General features: G+C 65.2%; 16 protein-coding genes. 7 read left to right on the top strand and 9 right to left on the bottom strand.

What is annotated here, in order from left to right; all coding sequences use genetic code 11:
* Nucleotides 1–20: 20 nt before the first annotated feature.
* Entirely contained in the window at nucleotides 21–743 is a 723-nt protein-coding gene (locus ACJ0G7_RS11810) for a DUF305 domain-containing protein (protein ID WP_407396262.1), read from the bottom strand.
* Nucleotides 744–916: 173 nt separating this feature from the next.
* Here ACJ0G7_RS11810 and ACJ0G7_RS11805 point away from each other — a divergent pair, with 173 nt between their 5' ends.
* A complete protein-coding gene (locus tag ACJ0G7_RS11805; protein WP_407396260.1) occupies nucleotides 917–2,086 on the top strand; it encodes a DUF4336 domain-containing protein in 1,170 nt (389 codons plus the stop codon).
* On the opposite strand, the gene ACJ0G7_RS11800 is transcribed toward ACJ0G7_RS11805, so the two are convergent.
* Both ACJ0G7_RS11800 and lepB read right to left on the bottom strand, forming a co-directional pair.
* Nucleotides 2,076–2,429: a DUF760 domain-containing protein gene (locus ACJ0G7_RS11800; RefSeq protein WP_186483597.1), complete on the bottom strand. Its 354-nt coding sequence runs from the start codon at nucleotides 2,427–2,429 to the stop codon at nucleotides 2,076–2,078. The two genes, ACJ0G7_RS11805 and ACJ0G7_RS11800, sit on opposite strands and share 11 nt — an antisense overlap.
* A 15-nt stretch (nucleotides 2,430–2,444) precedes the next feature.
* On the bottom strand, nucleotides 2,445–3,068 hold the full coding sequence (gene lepB, locus ACJ0G7_RS11795) for a signal peptidase I (RefSeq protein ID WP_043691456.1): 624 nt from the start codon (nucleotides 3,066–3,068) through the stop codon (nucleotides 2,445–2,447).
* A 125-nt stretch (nucleotides 3,069–3,193) separates the two neighbouring features.
* Here lepB and menD point away from each other — a divergent pair, with 125 nt between their 5' ends.
* From menD to murF, 6 genes are all read left to right on the top strand, one after another.
* Nucleotides 3,194–4,894: a 2-succinyl-5-enolpyruvyl-6-hydroxy-3-cyclohexene-1-carboxylic-acid synthase gene (menD, locus tag ACJ0G7_RS11790; protein ID WP_407396358.1), complete on the top strand. Its 1,701-nt coding sequence runs from the start codon at nucleotides 3,194–3,196 to the stop codon at nucleotides 4,892–4,894.
* A gap of 5 nt (nucleotides 4,895–4,899) precedes the next feature.
* The gene (gene menB / locus ACJ0G7_RS11785) at nucleotides 4,900–5,769 is read left to right on the top strand and encodes a 1,4-dihydroxy-2-naphthoyl-CoA synthase (RefSeq protein ID WP_407396258.1); all 870 of its coding nucleotides are present in this window, start codon (nucleotides 4,900–4,902) and stop codon (nucleotides 5,767–5,769) included.
* Between the two features lie 5 nt (nucleotides 5,770–5,774).
* A complete protein-coding gene (locus ACJ0G7_RS11780) occupies nucleotides 5,775–6,320 on the top strand; it encodes a L,D-transpeptidase (protein ID WP_043691450.1) in 546 nt (181 codons plus the stop codon).
* Between the two features lie 67 nt (nucleotides 6,321–6,387).
* Nucleotides 6,388–7,950, top strand: coding sequence for a glycogen synthase GlgA (gene glgA, locus ACJ0G7_RS11775; protein WP_043691448.1), 1,563 nt, complete (start codon nucleotides 6,388–6,390; stop codon nucleotides 7,948–7,950).
* Nucleotides 7,951–7,952: 2 nt separating this feature from the next.
* On the top strand, nucleotides 7,953–8,633 hold the full coding sequence (locus ACJ0G7_RS11770) for a hypothetical protein (RefSeq protein WP_407396257.1): 681 nt from the start codon (nucleotides 7,953–7,955) through the stop codon (nucleotides 8,631–8,633).
* Complete coding sequence (gene murF, locus ACJ0G7_RS11765; protein ID WP_407396256.1) at nucleotides 8,630–9,979, top strand: UDP-N-acetylmuramoyl-tripeptide--D-alanyl-D-alanine ligase; 1,350 nt, start codon at nucleotides 8,630–8,632, stop codon at nucleotides 9,977–9,979. Before ACJ0G7_RS11770 ends, murF begins: the two co-directional genes overlap by 4 nt.
* Here the strand turns inward: murF and ACJ0G7_RS11760 are convergent.
* The 6 genes from ACJ0G7_RS11760 to ACJ0G7_RS11735 are packed head-to-tail and all read right to left on the bottom strand — an operon-like array spanning nucleotide 9,962 to nucleotide 18,047.
* Nucleotides 9,962–11,521, bottom strand: a complete 1,560-nt coding sequence (locus ACJ0G7_RS11760) for a metallophosphoesterase (protein ID WP_407396255.1) — start codon at nucleotides 11,519–11,521, stop codon at nucleotides 9,962–9,964. The genes murF and ACJ0G7_RS11760 overlap by 18 nt on opposite strands.
* Nucleotides 11,518–12,825 (bottom strand): YegS/Rv2252/BmrU family lipid kinase, encoded by a 1,308-nt coding sequence (locus ACJ0G7_RS11755; RefSeq protein WP_043691441.1) that lies wholly within the window; start codon nucleotides 12,823–12,825, stop codon nucleotides 11,518–11,520. Before ACJ0G7_RS11755 ends, ACJ0G7_RS11760 begins: the two co-directional genes overlap by 4 nt.
* A gap of 15 nt (nucleotides 12,826–12,840) precedes the next feature.
* Complete coding sequence (glmU, locus tag ACJ0G7_RS11750; RefSeq protein WP_407396254.1) at nucleotides 12,841–14,196, bottom strand: bifunctional UDP-N-acetylglucosamine diphosphorylase/glucosamine-1-phosphate N-acetyltransferase GlmU; 1,356 nt, start codon at nucleotides 14,194–14,196, stop codon at nucleotides 12,841–12,843.
* A gap of 36 nt (nucleotides 14,197–14,232) precedes the next feature.
* Entirely contained in the window at nucleotides 14,233–15,150 is a 918-nt protein-coding gene (locus ACJ0G7_RS11745) for an MnmC family methyltransferase (RefSeq protein WP_407396252.1), read from the bottom strand.
* Nucleotides 15,131–16,456 carry a 3-phosphoshikimate 1-carboxyvinyltransferase gene (aroA, locus tag ACJ0G7_RS11740; protein ID WP_407396250.1) on the bottom strand — a complete coding sequence of 442 codons (1,326 nt, stop codon included), beginning with the start codon at nucleotides 16,454–16,456 and terminating at the stop codon, nucleotides 15,131–15,133. The genes ACJ0G7_RS11745 and aroA overlap by 20 nt, the downstream gene beginning before the upstream one ends.
* A 28-nt stretch (nucleotides 16,457–16,484) precedes the next feature.
* Nucleotides 16,485–18,047 (bottom strand): UbiD family decarboxylase, encoded by a 1,563-nt coding sequence (locus tag ACJ0G7_RS11735; protein ID WP_407396249.1) that lies wholly within the window; start codon nucleotides 18,045–18,047, stop codon nucleotides 16,485–16,487.
* Between the last annotated feature and the right edge of the window lie 21 nt (nucleotides 18,048–18,068).

The raw sequence follows: 18,068 nt of genomic DNA, 5'->3' as shown, positions 1-18,068 counted from the left end.
GGCATTAAAAGTGATTGCTTTCACAGCGCGAAAAGGCCATCAAATTTGTAGTAGTCAGGCTTATTCATGCCCTTGCTTTGCAGCATTTTGCGGAGATCAATGATCTCTTTGCGCTGGGCGACGATGATCTCGCGTGCAAGGCGAAGGATGGTGGGGTTGGTGGAGTTTTCGCGAGCCTCATGGGCCATCTGAAGGGCGCCGCCATGGTGCTCAATCATTCCCTCTAGGAACCACTGCACCCTGTTCTCACGTGTTGGCTTCGTTACCGACATGCGCATCGCGGCAATCACATCAGGACTCATGCGCACTAGATCTGCCATGGAGTTGGGGTCCCCGTTAGGGCGCAATGCCACGGGATAAACCGGTGCATCGGGATACCAGGCTTTGCGCCATTGGCGCATCGCCTTGATCTCACGGGCCTGCTCGTTCCAGATGCTGTTTGCCAACGCCCCCACCCCCGGGGCGCCGATGTTGAAGACGTATTCACTCATCCGCAATGCTCCGGCGTGGTGCTCAACCATGCCGTCGATGAAGCGCAGGTCATAGGTGCTGCCTGCGGGGCCCATGCCATGGGCGTGGTGCTGATGAGAGCCGGAAGGCGTGGGTGTTGCCTCTTTTGTTTCCTCAGGAGCTGCGTGATGCATCCCATGGCCGTGATGCCCATGGTGATGGTCCATCTGGGCTAAGGACGTCTGGGGGATCAATGCCGTGATCGCAGTCAGGGCAAGGATGATTCGACGCACGTGTAAGGAGAACTTTTTCTGACTTTAAAAAAAATCTGGCCTTGTCTGCACCGTGCCTCTTTGCACTGGACTCATCCGAATTCCACGTTGCGCTGTGCTGCTTCGATCGGTGATCAAGACCTGTGATCATGGATCTGGAGCCGTGGGACCAAGGGTGCGCTGGAGGTGTGGACATGGTTAGTCGTGCCGACCAACGCTGGCCTTGGTGGCCGCTGCTGCCGCTCTATCCCTATGGCCGCCGCCGCACAGTGTTCAGTGAGCTGATCCCTGGCCAGGTCTGGAGCCTGGAGCAGCTGCAGGGGGTGTATTACGTGGCCGTGCCGGTGCGGCTCACCGTGGCCAAGGTGCCCGGTGGCCTGATGTTGGTGAACCCTCTGCCGCCCACCGGTGAGCTTCGCCAAGCCATTGCCGGGCTGGAGCAGCAGCACGGCCCGGTGCGCACGATCGTGCTGCCCACGGCCTCTGGTTTGGAGCACAAGCTGCCCCTCGGCCCCCTGGCTCGCACCTTCCCGGATGCGGAAATTTGGGTCTGCCCGGGCCAGTGGAGTTTTCCGGTGCAGTTGCCCTTGTCCTGGTTGGGCGTTCCAGCACACCGCACCAAGGTGTTGCTCGACGATGGCGTCCCCCATGGCGAGGTGTGTGAGTGGATCACGCTTGGACCGCTCGATCTTGGTGTTGGTCGCTTTCAAGAGATCAGCTGTTTTCACCGCCCTTCCGGTGCCTTGATGGTGACCGATGCGTTGGTTGGCATTTCGGCTGAGCCACCTGCTCTGTTTGATCTCGATCCAACGCCGTTGCTGTTCCACGCCAGGGATCGGGGTGACGAGCCGCTCCTCGATACGCCCGAGGCCCGCCGCCGCGGCTGGGCAAGGCTGGTGCTCTTTGCCTCCTATCTGCGGCCGGAGCCGCTCGAGGTTCCCCCGATTTCCGAGCTGCTGCGCCATGCCTTCCGGCCTGGTTTACGGACTGCCCGCGCTCACTTCGGCCTCTATCCATTCCGATGGCGGCAGGGCTGGCAGGACGCGGCCAGGGGGCTGATCGGAGACCATCAACCTCTCCTTCAGGTGGCGCCCGTGGTGGAACGACTCGTGCTGCCGCGCGCCTTGGAGACCTTCCTGCAATGGCTTCAGCAGATCGGGAGACTCGATGGGATGCGGTGGCTTGTGCCAGCGCACTACAGCGCTCCGATTGCCTTCAGCCCCCAACGCTCCGAAGAGCTCTGCTCACAGCTCAACACAGACAACTGGGCACCCAGTGATGCGAACTGGGCGTTCCTGAGCTCAATCGATCAGCGTCTGCTGAAGCTCGGCGTGGTCCCGACGGATCCGCAGCTCAGAGGTTGAGTTCGTCGTCGGGCTCGATCGCCATCTGATCATCGGCGAACAGCGTTTCCTCCAGTTCCTTGCGCTGCTCCATCTGGCGCAGGAAGTAACCGGTCATCATCGCCGAGGCCAGCATGTTGGCCAGGTTCTCCCTGTTGGAGGTGACTTTCACCTCAAAGTGCTCGCCGGGGAGCATCCCCAGCAGTCCCTGAACGTTGTGGCGGATGATGTCCTGGATCTCGCCGCTCGCTGATTTCGCGACCCTCTGAAGGGTGTCTGGAGACTGTTCCTGCAGATACTGGATCAGGCTGTTCCCCGCTTGACCGTCGTTGTTATCGGTGGTCAGGAACTCGGGGTTAAACATCCCGTGTTATCTGCATCACGGCCCTGACCCTACCCCAGCCTCAGAGTTCGATTCGATTCCGTCGGTGGTGGAGAACCGAATCGGTCCGAAGCGATTCAGGGGCCAGTACCGCCAGATCGCAGTGCCGATCACGTTCGCTTCCGGCAGCGGACCCCAGAGATGGGAATCCAGGCTTGCGTTGCGGTTATCGCCCATCACCCAGAGCTGATGATCCGGCACGGTCACCGGTGCCATGGCGTAGGTGATCGGCTCATCCAGCCAGGGCTCCGGAACGGGCTCACCGTTGCGGATCAGGAGGCCGTCGCGTACTTCCAGCTGGTCGCCCGGATGCCCCACCAAGCGCTTGATCAGCGCGGCGGAGGCGTCGTACCCGGCGTCCACCAGCTGAGCAGGTGGCGCGAACACCACGATGCTGTTCAGAGGCAGCTGCCGACCCCGCTGCTGTTCCAGGGGAGGTCGGATCTTCTCCACCAGGATTCTGTCCTGCAGCTGCAACGTGGGGAGCATCGATCCGGAGGGGATCCAGCGGGGCTCGACCACCAGCCAACGGATCAGCAGCGCCAGGAGGGCCCAGAGGATCAGGCTGCGCCAGAAACCACCCTCGCGGGGGCGATCCGGTGGGGACGGGGAGGGACTCATGGCCGCACCCTCGCATCGGGTGGGCTTTGATCAGGGACGGATGAGATGGTGCTGCAGCAGGATTCCTGCAGTGGTGCTCTCCTGCACTGTCGGTTGCCCGCGCCAACCTCGAAGCGGCTCTTGGCCTGCTCCGCGCCCTGCACGGTCAGGGGTTGCGGCGTTTGGTGCTCTGTCCAGGCAGTCGTTCCGGTTCTCTGGCGACGGCGTCGGGCCTGATGGCGTCGCAGGGAATGCTGCAGCTGTTCACGGCGATTGATGAGCGATCGGCAGCCTTCCTCGCCCTCGGGATGGCGACGGCGGCCGGCAGGTCCGTGGCGGTGGTGACCACCTCGGGCACAGCGGTCGCCAATCTGCTGCCAGCCGCCGTCGAGGCCGATCGCAGCTGTCAGCCGCTGCTGCTGCTCACGGCCGATCGACCGGAACGGCTCAAGAACTGCGGAGCGAATCAGACCGTTAACCAGGAGCAGTTTCTGAATCCTGCCTGCCGCTGGGTCGGCAACATCGCCCCGACTGGTCTGCACGCTGCTTCAGCTGCCGACATCGATCGTCTGGCTTTACGGGGATGGCGCCATGCCCAGGGGCAGGCCGGTCAACCTCCCGGTCCGGTTCATCTGAACATCCCGTTCGAGGAGCCGCTCCACGCCGCCCTCCCCGATCAGCAGCAGGTGCTGTGCGGGTTGCGAAACCCTTCTGCCCCTGCAGTGGGCGTCGCCGACAGCACCACCACCGTTGATCCGCCGGAGGCCTCAGCTCCGGCCCTGGATCCCGCGCAGGCGGGCGTTGTGGTGGCTGGACCATGGCGGGGACTGAGCTCCGATCTGGCGGGGTATCGCGGTGCGCTCGCGGACTGGTTGGAGCGCAGCGGCTGGCCTCTTCTGGCCGATCCGCTGGCCGCTCTGCCGGTGGAGTGGCCCGGTCGGGTGCATCACTGGCCGCTGCTGCTCGATCAGTTCCATGGCGGCAGTGATCTGCAGGTGCTGCGTCTGGGAAGCATGCCTGCCAGTCGGGCGCTGGAACGCTGGCTTGCTGCCGCCAGGGGGCCTCAGGTGCTGATCAGTGAAGGCGATGCCCGTCCGCTCGACCCGCTCGGCCGAGCCGCGCCGTGGAGCGGGGGGATGGAGGCCTGGCTGGCTCAGCAGTCCCCCGGACGGGCTGGTCTGAGCACCGCCTGGGCGGAGCCGGACCATCGTCTCGGCGCCCTGCTGGATGAGCTTCTTCCCTGCAGGGGGGCGGTGACTGAGCCCGCGCTCGCCCGCGCCCTGGGTCAGCTGCTGCCCAGCGGTCTGCCTGTGATGCTGGCGGCCAGCTCCCCCGTCCGGGACTGGATGCTGTGGAGCGGTAAGGGTGGGGCTGATCGCCGATGTTTCAGCTTCCGCGGTGCCTCCGGCATCGACGGCACCCTGTCGCTGGCCATGGGACTGTCTTGGTCGCTGGGACCAATGGTGCTGCTCACGGGTGATCTGGCCCTGCTGCACGACGCCAACGGCTGGCTTCACGGCGGTCCTGACGGGCCACCGTTGCTGGTGATCCTCATCGACAACGGCGGCGGTGGAATCTTCCAGCAGCTGGACATCCAGCAGCAGGGCGAGGAGCGATTCGATCAGCTGTTCGCCATGCCACAGCGGGTCGATCCGCTGGCACTGGCTGCGGCCCATGGCATTCCCGGGCGGGCTCTCAGCTGTCTGGAGGATCTGCACGACGCCCTGGACTGGGGTCTGGCGCAACAGGGCCCCGCGCTGCTGCGGGCCTGCACGGATCGACGCGGCGATGCGGTTCTGCGCCAACAGCTGCACTCCGCTGCTCAGAATGAGGCGATGACGCTCTGAAGCCGATGTCCCTGGCGCGGCGGGTTCTTCCCGGTGAATCGATCGTCGCGTGGCAGCCCTGGGGCACCTACACGGACATCCTTGTCGACCGCTGCGATGAAGGCATCGCCCGCATCGCCATCAACCGGCCGGCCAAACGCAATGCCTTCCGGCCGCAGACGGTGGTGGAGCTCTGCGATGCCTTCAGTCGTGTTCGCGATGAGCGGGAGATCGGCGTGGTGCTGTTCACAGGGGCGGGGCCGTCCCAGGACGGGGTCCACGCCTTCTGCGCCGGCGGTGACCAGAGCGTGCGCGGCGACGGCGGTTACGTGGGGGAGGACGGCCTTCCGCGACTGAATGTGCTCGATCTCCAGCGGATCATCCGCAGCCTGCCGAAGGTGGTGATCGCCCTGGTGGCCGGGTATGCCATGGGGGGCGGTCAGGTGCTGCATCTGCTGTGCGATCTCAGCCTGGCTGCTGACAACGCCGTTTTCGGGCAGACCGGTCCAAAGGTGGGCAGCTTCGACGGCGGTTACGGCGCCGGCTTTCTGGCCCGGGTGGTCGGCCAGCGCAAAGCGCGCGAGATCTGGTTCCTCTGTCGTCGCTACGGCGCTGAAGAAGCCCTGAGGATGGGGCTGGTGAATGCTGTGGTGCCTCTGGAGGAGCTGGAGGCGGAAGGGGTGCGCTGGGCCCGGGAGGTGCTGCAGCACAGTCCCACGGCGATTCGTTGTCTCAAGGCCGCCTTCAACGCCGAAACCGATGGGCTGGCCGGCATCCAGGAGCTGGCCGGACAGGCCACCCACCTCTTCTACCGGACCGATGAAGCGCAGGAGGGGCGTGATGCGTTCCTCGGCAAACGCCCCCCTGATTTTTCCGGGACTGGCTGGTTACCCTGACGTCGATGCTTCCTCTGACGCCCCCGGATCCGGCTCCGCTGCTGCGGTCAGCGTCGATGGATTCGGTCATGGCGGCACTGGCATCACTGCCTTCGGATCTGCTGCAGAAAAAGGAGCGTCACATCGTGATGCTGCGCGGTCGCCGTCGGCTGCTGCTCCTTGAGAACGGCGGTTTGCGCAGCGCCTTCCCCGTGGCTGTCGGTATGCCCGGCTGGGAGACCCCCACCGGTCGCTTCCGGGTGATGGAGAAGATCGACCAACCGATCTGGGTTCATCCGGTCACCGGAGAGCGCGTGGAGGAGCAGGGGCCTGACAATCCCCTCGGCAGCCACTGGATCGCCTTCCATCGCGATTGCCTCGGGCGTGATGCCCACGACGGTGAAACCTGGATCACGATCGAGGGTTGCACCACCACCGGTTTTCACGGCACCCCGCATCGCTGGACCGTGGGGCGTGCGATCTCCCATGGCTGTGTGCGTCTGTACAACGAAGATGTGCGATCCCTCTACCGGCAGGTGAATCTCGGAACACCGGTGACGGTGCTGCCGTGACGGCCGGAGCATGCAGCGCGGGCCTGGGTTGCCCCTAAAGTCGCCGCGCCAAGTCGGAAGTCCATCGATGCGCATCCTGTTCGCCGCCGCCGAATGCGCCCCGATGATCAAGGTGGGCGGGATGGGCGATGTCGTCGGTTCGCTGCCCCCGGCTCTGACCCGTCTCGGGCACGATGTGCGGCTGATCATTCCGGGCTACGGGAAGCTCTGGAGCAAGCTTGCGATCCCGGATGAGCCGATCTGGCGCGCCCAGACGATGGGCACCGAGTTCGCTGTCTACGAAACCCGCCATCCCTCCAACGGCCTGACCATCTATCTGGTGGGGCATCCCGTGTTCGATCCCGAGCGGATCTACGGCGGTGAGGATGAAGACTGGCGATTCACCTTCTTCGCCAGCGCTGCCGCCGAGTTCGCCTGGAATGTCTGGAAGCCTCAGGTGCTTCACTGCCATGACTGGCACACCGGCATGATTCCGGTGTGGATGCACCAGGACCCGGAGATCAGCACGGTCTTCACGATCCACAACCTCAAGTACCAGGGACCCTGGCGCTGGAAGCTGGATCGCATCACCTGGTGCCCCTGGTACATGCAGGGAGATCACACGATGGCAGCGGCGCTGCTCTATGCCGATCGTGTGAATGCGGTCTCTCCGACCTATGCCCAGGAGATCCGCACGGCCGAATACGGCGAGAGACTCGACGGACTGCTGAATTTCGTCTCCGGCAAACTGCGCGGCATCCTCAACGGAATCGATCTCAAAGCCTGGGATCCCGCCACGGACAGGGCTCTTCCCGCCAACTACAGCGCCGAGGATCTCTCCGGCAAGGCGGAATGCAAGCGCGTTCTCCAGGAGCGCATGGGGCTGGAAGTGCGTGACAACGCCTTTGTGCTCGGCATGGTGAGTCGCCTGGTCGATCAGAAGGGGGTCGATCTGCTGCTTCAGGTCGCCGATCGCCTGCTGGCTTACACCGATTCCCAGATCGTGGTGCTCGGCACCGGCGACCGGGGGCTGGAATCAGGCCTGTGGCAGCTGGCCTCCCGTCATCCCGGTCGCTGCGCTGTCTTCCTCACGTACGACGACGATCTCTCGCGGCTCATCTACGCCGGCAGCGATTCCTTCCTGATGCCGAGCCGCTTTGAGCCCTGCGGCATCAGTCAGCTCTATGCCATGCGCTATGGCTCCGTTCCGGTGGTGCGCAAGGTGGGTGGTCTGGTGGATACGGTTCCCCCCCATGACCCGGCAGCTGACGCCGGCACCGGCTTCTGTTTCGATCGTTTCGAACCGGTCGACTTCTACACGGCACTGGTGCGGACCTGGGAGGCCTACCGCCATCGCAGCAGCTGGAACCAGCTGCAGATCCGCGGCATGACTCAGGACTACAGCTGGGATCGTTCCGCTGTGCAGTACGACGCGATGTACCGCGATGTGTGCGGTATCAAGACCCCCACTCCGGATGCGGCGATGGTGGAGCAGTTGTCCCTGGGACAGGATGCCGATCCGTCCCGGAGCGCCGCAGACAAGAGCGCACCTCAGAAGGATCCGGCGCCAGCGGAACTGGCACCAGCAGCAGAGTCTCCATCGGAGCAGCCGCGTAACCCGCTCAACCGGCTGTTCGGCCGTCGCAGCTGATCTTGCCCAATCTGCCGGCCCCCTACGTCAGTCCATGGCGTGAGTTCGCCCGCAACCTGCGGTCGATGGCGGCGGATCTGAGGTTGCGGCTTCAGGAGGTCTGGCGTCGTAATCGAGAGGGCGATCTGTCCGTTCCCGGCTTCTGGCCTCAGGGGTTGGCCCCATGGTTCTGGCCGCTCCTGCTGGTGCTGCTGTTGGGGTTGGTGCTGCTGCTGCCCGGGCGTTTCACGCGCAGCCTTGCCGGCAATCCCCCGCCTGATCCGAGAGCGGTTCCCTCCAGCGAGATCCCCTCAGCACCCCCCTCACTCACCGCACCCCCCTCACCCCCCTCACTCACCGCGCCTCCCGTCGCGCCGCCGGCGGAGAGCGTTGCTGAAAAGCCTCCTGTTGTGCCGTCTCTGGATCCACTGCTTGAGCTTCTGCTGGGACCGGACGCCCCCAGCCAGCTGCTGGTCTCGGCCCGACCGGATGGGCAGGCGCTCCAGCTGGTGCTGGAGCTGTCCGATCGCTGGTCTGCCGTGCCTCTGGCCATGCGAAAGCAGCTGGCGGAGGACTGGCAGCAACGCAGCAATGAGCTGGGCTACGAGCAGCTGCGTCTGGTCGATGCGGAAGACCGTCTCCTCGGGCGCTCAGCCCGGGTTGGCGTCGGCATGATCCTCTACGACATCCCCGCCTCGGCATGACTCTGCGGATTCAGCAGTTGATCGATCTCTGGGGACAGCCTCGGGGGGCATCCCTGGACCCGCAGCAGACGGTTGGCTCGATCGTCACGGACAGCCGCCGGATGCAGACCGGCGGGTTCTTCGTTCCCCTGGTGGGAGAACGTTTCGATGGCCATGCGTTTCTGGAGCAGATCAGTGCCAGCGGAGCTCAGGCCGCCGTGGTGTCCAGAAGCTGGAATCAGCCCCTGCCTGAGGGACTGCTGCACTGGCGTGTCGATGACACTCTCGATGCCTACCAGCAGCTGGCCCGTCAGCATCGTCTTGCCCTGGACCTGCCGGTGGTGGCGGTGACGGGTTCCGCGGGCAAGACCACCACCCGCGAACTGATCCGGGCGACGCTGTCGTCCCTGGGGCCGGTGATGGCCAGTGAAGGCAACAACAACAACGACATCGGCGTACCGCTGACGCTGCTGGAGACCACGGCAGCTCACGGCGCTGTCGTGGTGGAGATGGGCATGCGTGGGCCTGGGGAGATCGCACGTCTGTCGCGATGCGCCGAGCCTGATCTCGCGGTGATCACGAACATCGGCACGGCCCACATCGGACGCCTCGGCAGTCGTGAGGCCATTGCTGCCGCCAAGTGCGAGATCACGGCCGCCCTCCATCCCGATGGCGTCGTCGTGATTCCCGCTGGGGATCCTCTTCTGGAAACGGCGCTGGCTGAGGTCTGGACAGGCCGTGTGCTGCGGGTCCGCCTGGAGGGGGATGCCACGGCGGCAGCTGATCTGACCGGTGAGGTCTCCGCGGAGCACCTGATGTTTGACGGCCATTCCCTGTCTCTGCCGCTGCAGGGGCGCCACAACGCCCGCAACCTGCTGCTCGCCGTCGCTGTGGCCCGGGAGCTGGGTGTTGCCGATGAGGCTCTGGAGGATCTGCAGGTGAGCGTTCCCGGCGGCCGCAATCGGCGTCTGCGTCAGGGCGGGCTCACGGTTCTCGATGAGTCCTACAACGCCTCGCCGGAGGCTGTCCTGGCCGCTCTTGAGTTGCTGGCCGTTCAGCCCGGCCGTCGCTTCGCCGTGCTGGGAACGATGCTGGAACTCGGTGACCGCAGTGTTGAGCTTCATGCCGCTGTGGCAGCCCGGGCTGCGGAGCTGAAACTGGACGGACTCGTGGTTGTCGCGGCAGATCCCGAGGCCGCCGCCATGGCAGCGGCCGCAGCATCGCTTGATCGCCTTGCGGTGGTGTCGAGGCCGGACGCTGCCGCCGAGCCGTTGCGGCATTGGCTCCAATCCGGTGATGTGGTGCTGCTGAAGGCCAGCCGCGGTGTCGCCCTGGAACGTCTGCTGCCGTTACTGCCTTCGGTGTGACGGGCCTGAAAGGGTGATCGTCTCGAGGTCCTGATCGCTCCAGCCTCGATCAGCCCGGCAGGACACCAGCGGGGTCAGTCGGATCGTCAGCGGACGTCCTGCCGCGATGTCCACCCGCAGACCGCTGTAGGCATGGCGTCCTTCCGCCGGCGGCCAATCCTTTCCGATGTAGAGATCGCTGCTGGCTACGTGCTTCTCGCTGCCGTCGTCATTCATTTCCATCAGTCGTGCTCCCTCGCGGCGCTGACTGCGCAGGCCATAGCCGCTGCCGCCGCAGATGACCCAGTGGATCCCACTGTCCGCGTGGCCGGTGTCGTGGGTGCGCAGCACCTCCAGGCAGTGGGCGTGACCGCTGAGCACCAGGTCCACAGGAGCCGCTGCGGCCATGGTGTCGCCCAGCGATGCGGCGACGCCATCCAGCACCTGCCGAAGCCGCAGGCGGATCGCCATGGTGTCGGCCTGGGTCCACTTGGTCGCTTCGGTGACGTACGGAGGGTGGTGCATGGTCAGGATTCTTCCCCGCACCGTCGGGTCCCGATGCGAGGCGATCAAGCCGTCCATCAGCCACTTCAGCTGGGCTTCGTCCACGGTCGCCCCCTGCCCGATCCGGCGGCGCAGATCCAGAATCGACTCCTGGAGTGTCTCCAGTTCATCGAGCAGAGCATCGCGGCTCTCCTCATCAACACCACCACTGGCCAGAGACTGGTAGACGTGATTCTGTTGGTGTTCGCAGGCCTGCAGCTCCTGTTGCAGGCTGCGGCGATCCTGCGATGGCGCCACGGGCGAGATCAGCGTGTTGGAGTCGATCGCGAAGACGTCGACCCCTGCATGGCGGAATCGGTAATAACGGTTTGGCAGGCGGGTGAGCCGTCCCGGCCGGTAGTGGAGGCAGCGATGCCCGTCCCACACGGCGTCGTAGTGGGTCTCGAGATGCTGCTCGAGTCGGGAGGGAGGCAGCTGGTGGAGCACATCCATGAACGCCTGGGCATAGACCTCTCCCTGGCCTGAGCCGCGCCAGCCGGCGTCGACATCGTGGAACCACTGCAGATGACGGCGCAGGGGCAGGGTCAGACCTGCCACCAGCGCCACAGGGAAGGAGAGGTCGTAGTAGTCGTGATTGCCGGGAACCGGGAGGAACGGCTGGTTGAACACCATCCCCTCATGGCTCAGGCTGGACCATTGCTCTCCGTCTTGGAGCCATTCCCGATAGGGGCGCAGAAAATTGTCGCGGTACTGATCCGCTGCTCCCACCAGATAGACCACATCACCTGTGTGAAGCAGAAAGGCCGCATCCGGCTTGTGGGGTAGCAGCCGTTCGGCGATCCGCCTCGGAGGGCTGTGGAAGCGGTGACGGCCGGTGCCGCTGTCCCCGAGCACCAGAAAGTGGAACGGGTCCTCTTGTCCGGGCTGATCCCCATCCGGCTCGAGCACCAGGCGTGTCTGGTCGATGCCCCGGCTGGTCAGCGCCGGCTGTTTCCAGCGCACCCGCTCCGCCATCCGGGTGATCTTGCGCTGGATGGTGGGGTCGCTGGCGAGGTTCAAGGTTTCAGGCGGATCGGAGCCACCACCTGCAGGGCTCCCGGTTTGACGGACACCGTCATCTTGTCGGCGTCAAGAATCTCCCCATCCACCACCAGCTTCTGAGTCTCCTCCAGTTCAACCTCGATCTGGCGGGTCCGGAAACAGGCGATGTTGTCGTGGTTGGCGGTGTTGCTGACGATCGCCGACCAGGCCAGGCTCGACAGCACCGAAAACCCACTGATGCGGTCCTTCGGGGAGGCGACGATCACCTCGAGAAGACCGTCGTCGGGGATCACCTGGCCGAAGCCCTGGGCCATCACGGAGGTGGCGGGTGCGGCGTTGGCCACGGTGATGGCACTGGCTTCGAGGTGATATTCCTCGCCGTCGATCCGTAAGGTCGCCTTGAACGGCTGCTGGTCCACCAGCTGACGCGCTCCCGAGAAGATGTAGGCCATCGGCCCGAGGATGTTCTTCAGTTCACGGCTTGCCTTGTTCACCATTCCCGCCTCGAATCCGAGGCCGGAGAGCAGGATCATCGGCTGGTCGTTGCACATGGCGACGTCCACCAGGCGTGTGTTGCCCAGCAGCAGATTGGTGCAGGCGGCCTTCACTCCCGTTGGGATGCCGAGGGCGACCGAGAAGGCGTTCGCCGTTCCACGGGGAATGATGCCGAGGGGGATGTCACTGTCCGCCAGAGCACTGGCGACGGCTCCGACGGTTCCGTCACCTCCGGAAGCGATGATCAGCGATTCGCCTTCCCCCTGCTGCTCGAAGGCCTTGATCTCCTGGATCAGTTCCCTGGCCTGCTGGGCGGGGTCGAGATTGGGTTGGGTCATCCAGATCTGAAGCATGATCTGGGGTTCGAGATAACTGCGGATCTCGGCCAGTTCGCTGACGGGGTCCCCCTGGCCGGCCACGGGATTGAAGATCAGATAGCCCCGCCGGCTGCCCTTGATGCCCCGCACCAGTGCGGAAGCGGAGGCGGGATTCAGGGCGATCGGCAGATCATTGAGCAGGGCTGCACGCACCAGGGGTTCCGACAGCACATCTCCGGCCCGCTCGCCCGTGGGCGAGGGGAAGTGGATCAGTCCGCTGATCTCTCCCTTCAGGATCGTGGCGGCCATCTCGATGTCACCGCCGCTGCGGATGCCTCGGCAGGAGGTGATCGAGAGCTGGCCCAGGGTGTTGCGCTTGGACAGTTCCGCCAGCACGTCCTCGGCGATGAGCAACGAAAACCCTTTCAGCAGCTCGGCGTTGTTGCCGATCCAGGTCCCGAGCGCGGGACAGACGCTGGAATCGGCGTTCAGAACCAGGGTCGAAGGCATGTGGATGGTGTGGAGTCAGTCTCCGGAGCTGCGGCTCCAGCCCTCCTTGTTCATCTGGCGGGAGCGTCCGATGGCGAGGGCACCATCCGACACATCCTTGGTGATAGTCGAACCGGCTGCGACCGTCACCTCCTTCCCCAGAGACAACGGAGCCACCAGCACGGAATTGGCCCCGGTCTTGCTGCCGTCGCCGATCACCGTGCGGTGCTTCCGAACGCCGTCGTAGTTGGCGGTGATCGTGCCGGCCCCCACGTTGACGTTGTCGCCAAGGCTCGCGTCGCCGATGTAGCTGAGGTGATTCACCTTGCTGCCAGCTCCGATCTGACTCTTCTTCACCTCAACGAAGTTGCCGATGCGGCAGCCCTTGCCGATCTCAGCCGCCGGTCGGAGATGGGCGAACGGGCCGATGCTGACGTCGTCCGCCACGGTCGCCTCTCGCACCACCGAATGCAGAACGGTCACGGCGTCTCCGAGATCGGCATTCTCCAGCAGCGAACCTGGTCCCAGACGGCAGTTGTCTCCGATTCGGCAGGATCCCCTCAGATGGGTCTGGGGTTCGATCACCACATCTCTCCCGAACCGGCAGTCCTCACTCAGGGTGCAGCTGTCCGGATCGACGAAGGTGACCCCCTCCGCCATCCAGTGCTCCCTGAGCCGCTGTTGAAGCACCGCTTCGCACTGCGCCAGCTGTCTGCGGTTGTTGATGCCGTTCACTTCATCGGGATCCGCCACTTCCACATGCATGGCCCGTGGCAGCATCGCCACGGTGTCGGTCAGGTACAGCTCTCCCTGGTCGTTATCGGTGCTCAGCTGCGGCAGCACCCCCTCCAGCGCTTGCCAGTTGAAGCAGTAGATGCCTGCGTTGGTGAGGGTGTTGCGGCGCTGCTCCTCAGTGCAGTCGCGATGCTCGATGATGCCGCTGACCTGTCCCGTTTCATCAGCGAAGACGCGGCCGTAGCCGGTGGGATCCGAAAGCCGAGCCGTCAGAAGCGTGACGTCGGCGCCGCTGTTCCGATGACCGTTCACCAGGGACTCGATCGTTTCCGGGCGTAGCAGCGGTACATCGCCGTTGAGCACCAGCAGTTCCCCTTCGAATCCCTTCAGCACCGGCAGCAGCTGCTGCACGGCGTGACCTGTGCCGTTCTGGGGTTGCTGCAGAACGAACTCCAGACCGCCGATCGGGCTCAGCTTCTCCTCCACCCGTTCAGCCTGGTGACCCACGATCAACAGCCGTCGTTCGGGCTGCAGCGTCCGGGCACTGGCCAGAACCCGCTCCACCAGGGTGGCTCCCGCCAGAGGCTGCAGAACCTTCGGCAGAGCGCTCTTCATGCGAGTGCCCTTTCCAGCGGCCAGAACAGCAACGGCAAGCATGTCGGGCGTGATCGAAACGGCCGGAATCTACCGGGATCAGCCGGTGGAGTCCTGCCGCCAGCGCCGCTGCCAGGCGTTGGTCGGCTCGAGGCTGCATCCGTCCTGTTCCATGCTCCGGCGCCGCAGGATGGCAGCGCTGTCGTCGGTGCCGCTGGGATCCCGGAAGGGCACGGCGGCGCGGGTGTGGAGATGCTCTTCCTCCATCAGCGACAGAGCTCTCCAGCCCGGCCCCCCATCAGGAATCGGCGCTCCCGGGCGCACGGCCATCGTGCCGCTGCTCCAGCCCGGCCGTTCGCCCGGGGCCGGCAGCAGCGAGAACAGCATCAGACCGTTCCGTCGCAGGCTGGCCCGCACCGCCGCCGATCGGCTGTAGGTGAGCAGACGTCCGCCGGCAGCCAGACGCCCGGCCAGGCCCGCCAGGAACTCCTCACTCCACAGCTCCGGACAGCGCTGGGGTGAGAAGGCGTCCTGAAGGATGAGATCGAAGCTCTGTCTGCCGGGGATCTGGCCCAGCATGGTCCGGGCGTCTCCCCAGAGCAGCCTGCCGTTGCAGCCTCCTTGACGCCAACTGCCGTGATCGCGGATCTGCTCCAGCACCTGAAGGACGGATGCCGACCAGCTGCTGCGGAAGTCCTGCCGGGCCAGGGCCAGATCCAGAGGGCGATGGTCCAGTTCCAGCCCCCACCACTCCAGCTCAGGAGGTGGTGTCGGCAGCGCTTCCAGCACCACGGCGCTGTTGTAGCCGAGACCGACGCAGACATCGAGCACCCGGAGCGGTGTCCCGTCTCGGAATCGCTCGAGCTGAGCCGGCAAGGCGAATTTCGCCTGGGCTTCGTTGCGGGCTCCTGCTGAGTTGTGAAAGGCCTCGCCGAAACGGTCGCTCTGCAGGCTGAAGCTGCCGTCCGCCGTGGGATAGGCGTGCAGTTCTCCGAGGTCAGCTGCGCAGTCGGGCAAGGTCGTCCCAGAAGGTCGGGTAGGACACGGCCGCGGCTTCACTCCGGGCCAGGGTTGAGTCTCCGCTCGCCAGCATGGCTGCCACCGCCAGGCTCATCGCCACTCTGTGATCGGTCTCACTGTCGAGAGCGGTGCCCTGCAGAGGACGGCCTCCGCGAATGGTCATGCCGTCCTCATGTTCGTCGATGTCCGCTCCCATCGCTCTCAGCTGTCTGGCCATCACCGCCAGCCGGTCGGTTTCCTTCACCCGCAGTTCCGAGGCTCCGCTGATGCGGCTTTCGCCGGCGCAGAAGCAGGCGGCGACGCTGAGGATCGGCACCTCGTCCACCAGTCGCGGCATGATCGATTCCCCGAACGCAAAGGGCTGGAGCGGCGCCTGACGCACTCTGAGATCGCCGACCGGTTCACCCGCCACATCCCGGCGGTTGAGCACCTCGATGCGGGCCTGCATCTGTTCCAGAACCTCGAGGATGCCGGTGCGCGTCGGATTGAGCCCGACATTCTCGATGGTGAGATCGGCACCGGGCACAAGCGACCCAGCCACCAGCCAGAACGCGGCCGAGCTGATGTCTCCCGGCACCACCACTGACTGGCCCCGCAAATTGGCACCGGGCCTGACCGTGATGTGCCGCCCCATTTCCCCATCCACCTCGAGATCGGCACCGAAGGCCCGCAGCATGCGTTCGCTGTGATCTCTCGACTGGGCCGGTTCGATCACCGTGGTCGGACCGTCCGCGGTCAGAGCGGCCAGCAGCAGAGCGGATTTCACCTGAGCGCTGGCGACTGGCGTGCCGATCACCGTGCCTTTCAGCTGTCGTCCCTGCACGGCCAGGGGAGCGAGATTGCCGCTGTCACGTCCGCGCACCTCAGCGCCCATGGCCGAGAGGGGCTGGCCCACCCGTCGCATCGGGCGACGCCGCAGTGAGGCATCGCCATCCAGGATGAAATGCCGACCGCTCCGACCGGCCAGCAGACCGAGCATCAGCCGCATGCTGGTGCCGGAGTTGCCGCAGTCGAGGATCACCGAGGGCTCCTGAAGGCCTTCGAGGCCGACTCCCTGCACCGTGACGGTGGCGCCAGGGGTGATCGGACTGATGGCGACTCCCATGGCCCGCAGGCAGGCTGCGGTGCTCAGCGGGTCCTCGGCCGGCAGCAGTCCTTCGATGGTTGTCGTGCCTTCGGCAATGGCCCCGAACAGCAGTGAGCGGTGGGAGATGGACTTGTCCCCGGGCACCGTCACCCGGCCGGAGAGGCTGCCTCCAGCCGGCAGCACACGGGGGGTGGACGGGCTGCCGGTCGCGCTCAAGACTTCGGGGAAACAGCGACCGTTGATCCTATGGGGCGATGCTGAGCCGCTGCATCAATCGATCCAGGGCATAGCCGAACAGGCTCGGATCCGGTTCGGACTGCCCCAGGTCATCGAGTCCCAGCTCGTGCCATCGCTCCGAGACCCGCTGCTCCAGCGATGCCGGACGGCTGAGCGGTTCCCCCCAGTCGTGATTCTTCTCCGGTCCGACCTTGGTGGTGGCATCGATGGCCAGACGTCCCCCCAGCCCCAGCTGTTCGCTGGCGAAATCCAGGCTGTCGAAGGGGGTGTCCGCAAGGGTGAACAGATCACGCTGAGGGTCGACCTGAGCTGCGATCGCCCAGACCACCTGGCGCGGGTCGCGCACATTGATGTGACGATCCACCACCACCACGAACTTCGTGTAAGTGAACTGAGGCAATGCGCTCCAGAAGGCCATGGCCGCGCGTTTGGCCTGGCCTGGATAGGCCTTGTCGATGGAGAGCACCGCCAGCTTGTAGCTGAGCGCCTCCATCGGCAGGAAGAAATCGGTGATCTCCGGGATCTGCTGGCGCAGGATCGGTGTGTAGATCCGGTTCAGGGCGATGGCGAGCATCGCTTCCTCCTTGGGAGGACGGCCGCTGAAGGTGGTGAGGAAGACGGGATCCCGTCGCTGCGTCATGCAGTGGAAGCGCACCAAAGGGGAGTCCTCCACGCCCCCGTAGAACCCCATGTGATCGCCGAAGGGGCCGTCCGGCAGCACCTCCCCGGGGGTGATCGTTCCCTCCAGCACCACCTCGCTGTGGCTGGGCACCTGAAGGTCGATCGTCTTGCAGGGGGTCAGCCGGACGCCCTCACCGGCATAGATCCCCGCGAACAGCCATTCGCTCAGCTGCACAGGGATCGGTGTGGCCGCTGCCATCACCAGCAGGGGGTGGACGCCGATGGCCACAGCCACGTCAAGCTTCCTGCCCATCGCGGCGGCCTTGCGCAGATGGCGAGCCCCACCGCGCACGCTCAGCCAGTGCACCGTCATGGTGTTCACCGACTGCTTCTGAAGGCGGTAGACGCCGACATTCGGCACACCTGTCTCAGGGTCCTTGGTGATCACCAGCCCGAGGGTGATCACCCCACCGGCATCTCCGGGCCAGGGGCGGATCAGCGGGATGCTGTCGAGATTCACCGCGTCGCCCTGGAAGACCTGCTGCCGGCAGGGCGGCATCAGATCCCGATCCGGACGAGCCTTCACCAGATCCCAGAACACCCTGGCGAAGCGTTTGGTTTCCCCAAGGCCTTTGGGTGGTCTGGGTTGCTGCAACAGGGCGAGCCGTTCCCCGAGTTCCTCGAGCTGCTCGGCCCGCTCAAGACCCATGCTCCACACCACCCGTTCGACGGTCCCGAGCGTGTTCACCGCCACAGGCATGGAGGAGCCGATCACGTTCTCGAACAGCAGCGCCGGACCTCCCTGGGCCAGCACCCGGTCAGCAATCGCCGCCAGTTCCAGATCCGGATCCACCGGAGCGGTGATGCGACGCAGCTGACCGCGTTGATCGAGCAGCTCAAGGAAGCCGCGCAGGTCACGGGTTGCCGGGCCGGTCTGGAACAGAGGCATGAAGGCGACGGTGCTGCGCTG

Origin of the sequence: Parasynechococcus sp. (assembly GCF_045559935.1) — a bacterium.
Classification (GTDB): Bacteria; Cyanobacteriota; Cyanobacteriia; order PCC-6307; family Cyanobiaceae; genus Parasynechococcus.
This window is presented reverse-complemented; position numbering and strand designations above follow the sequence as displayed.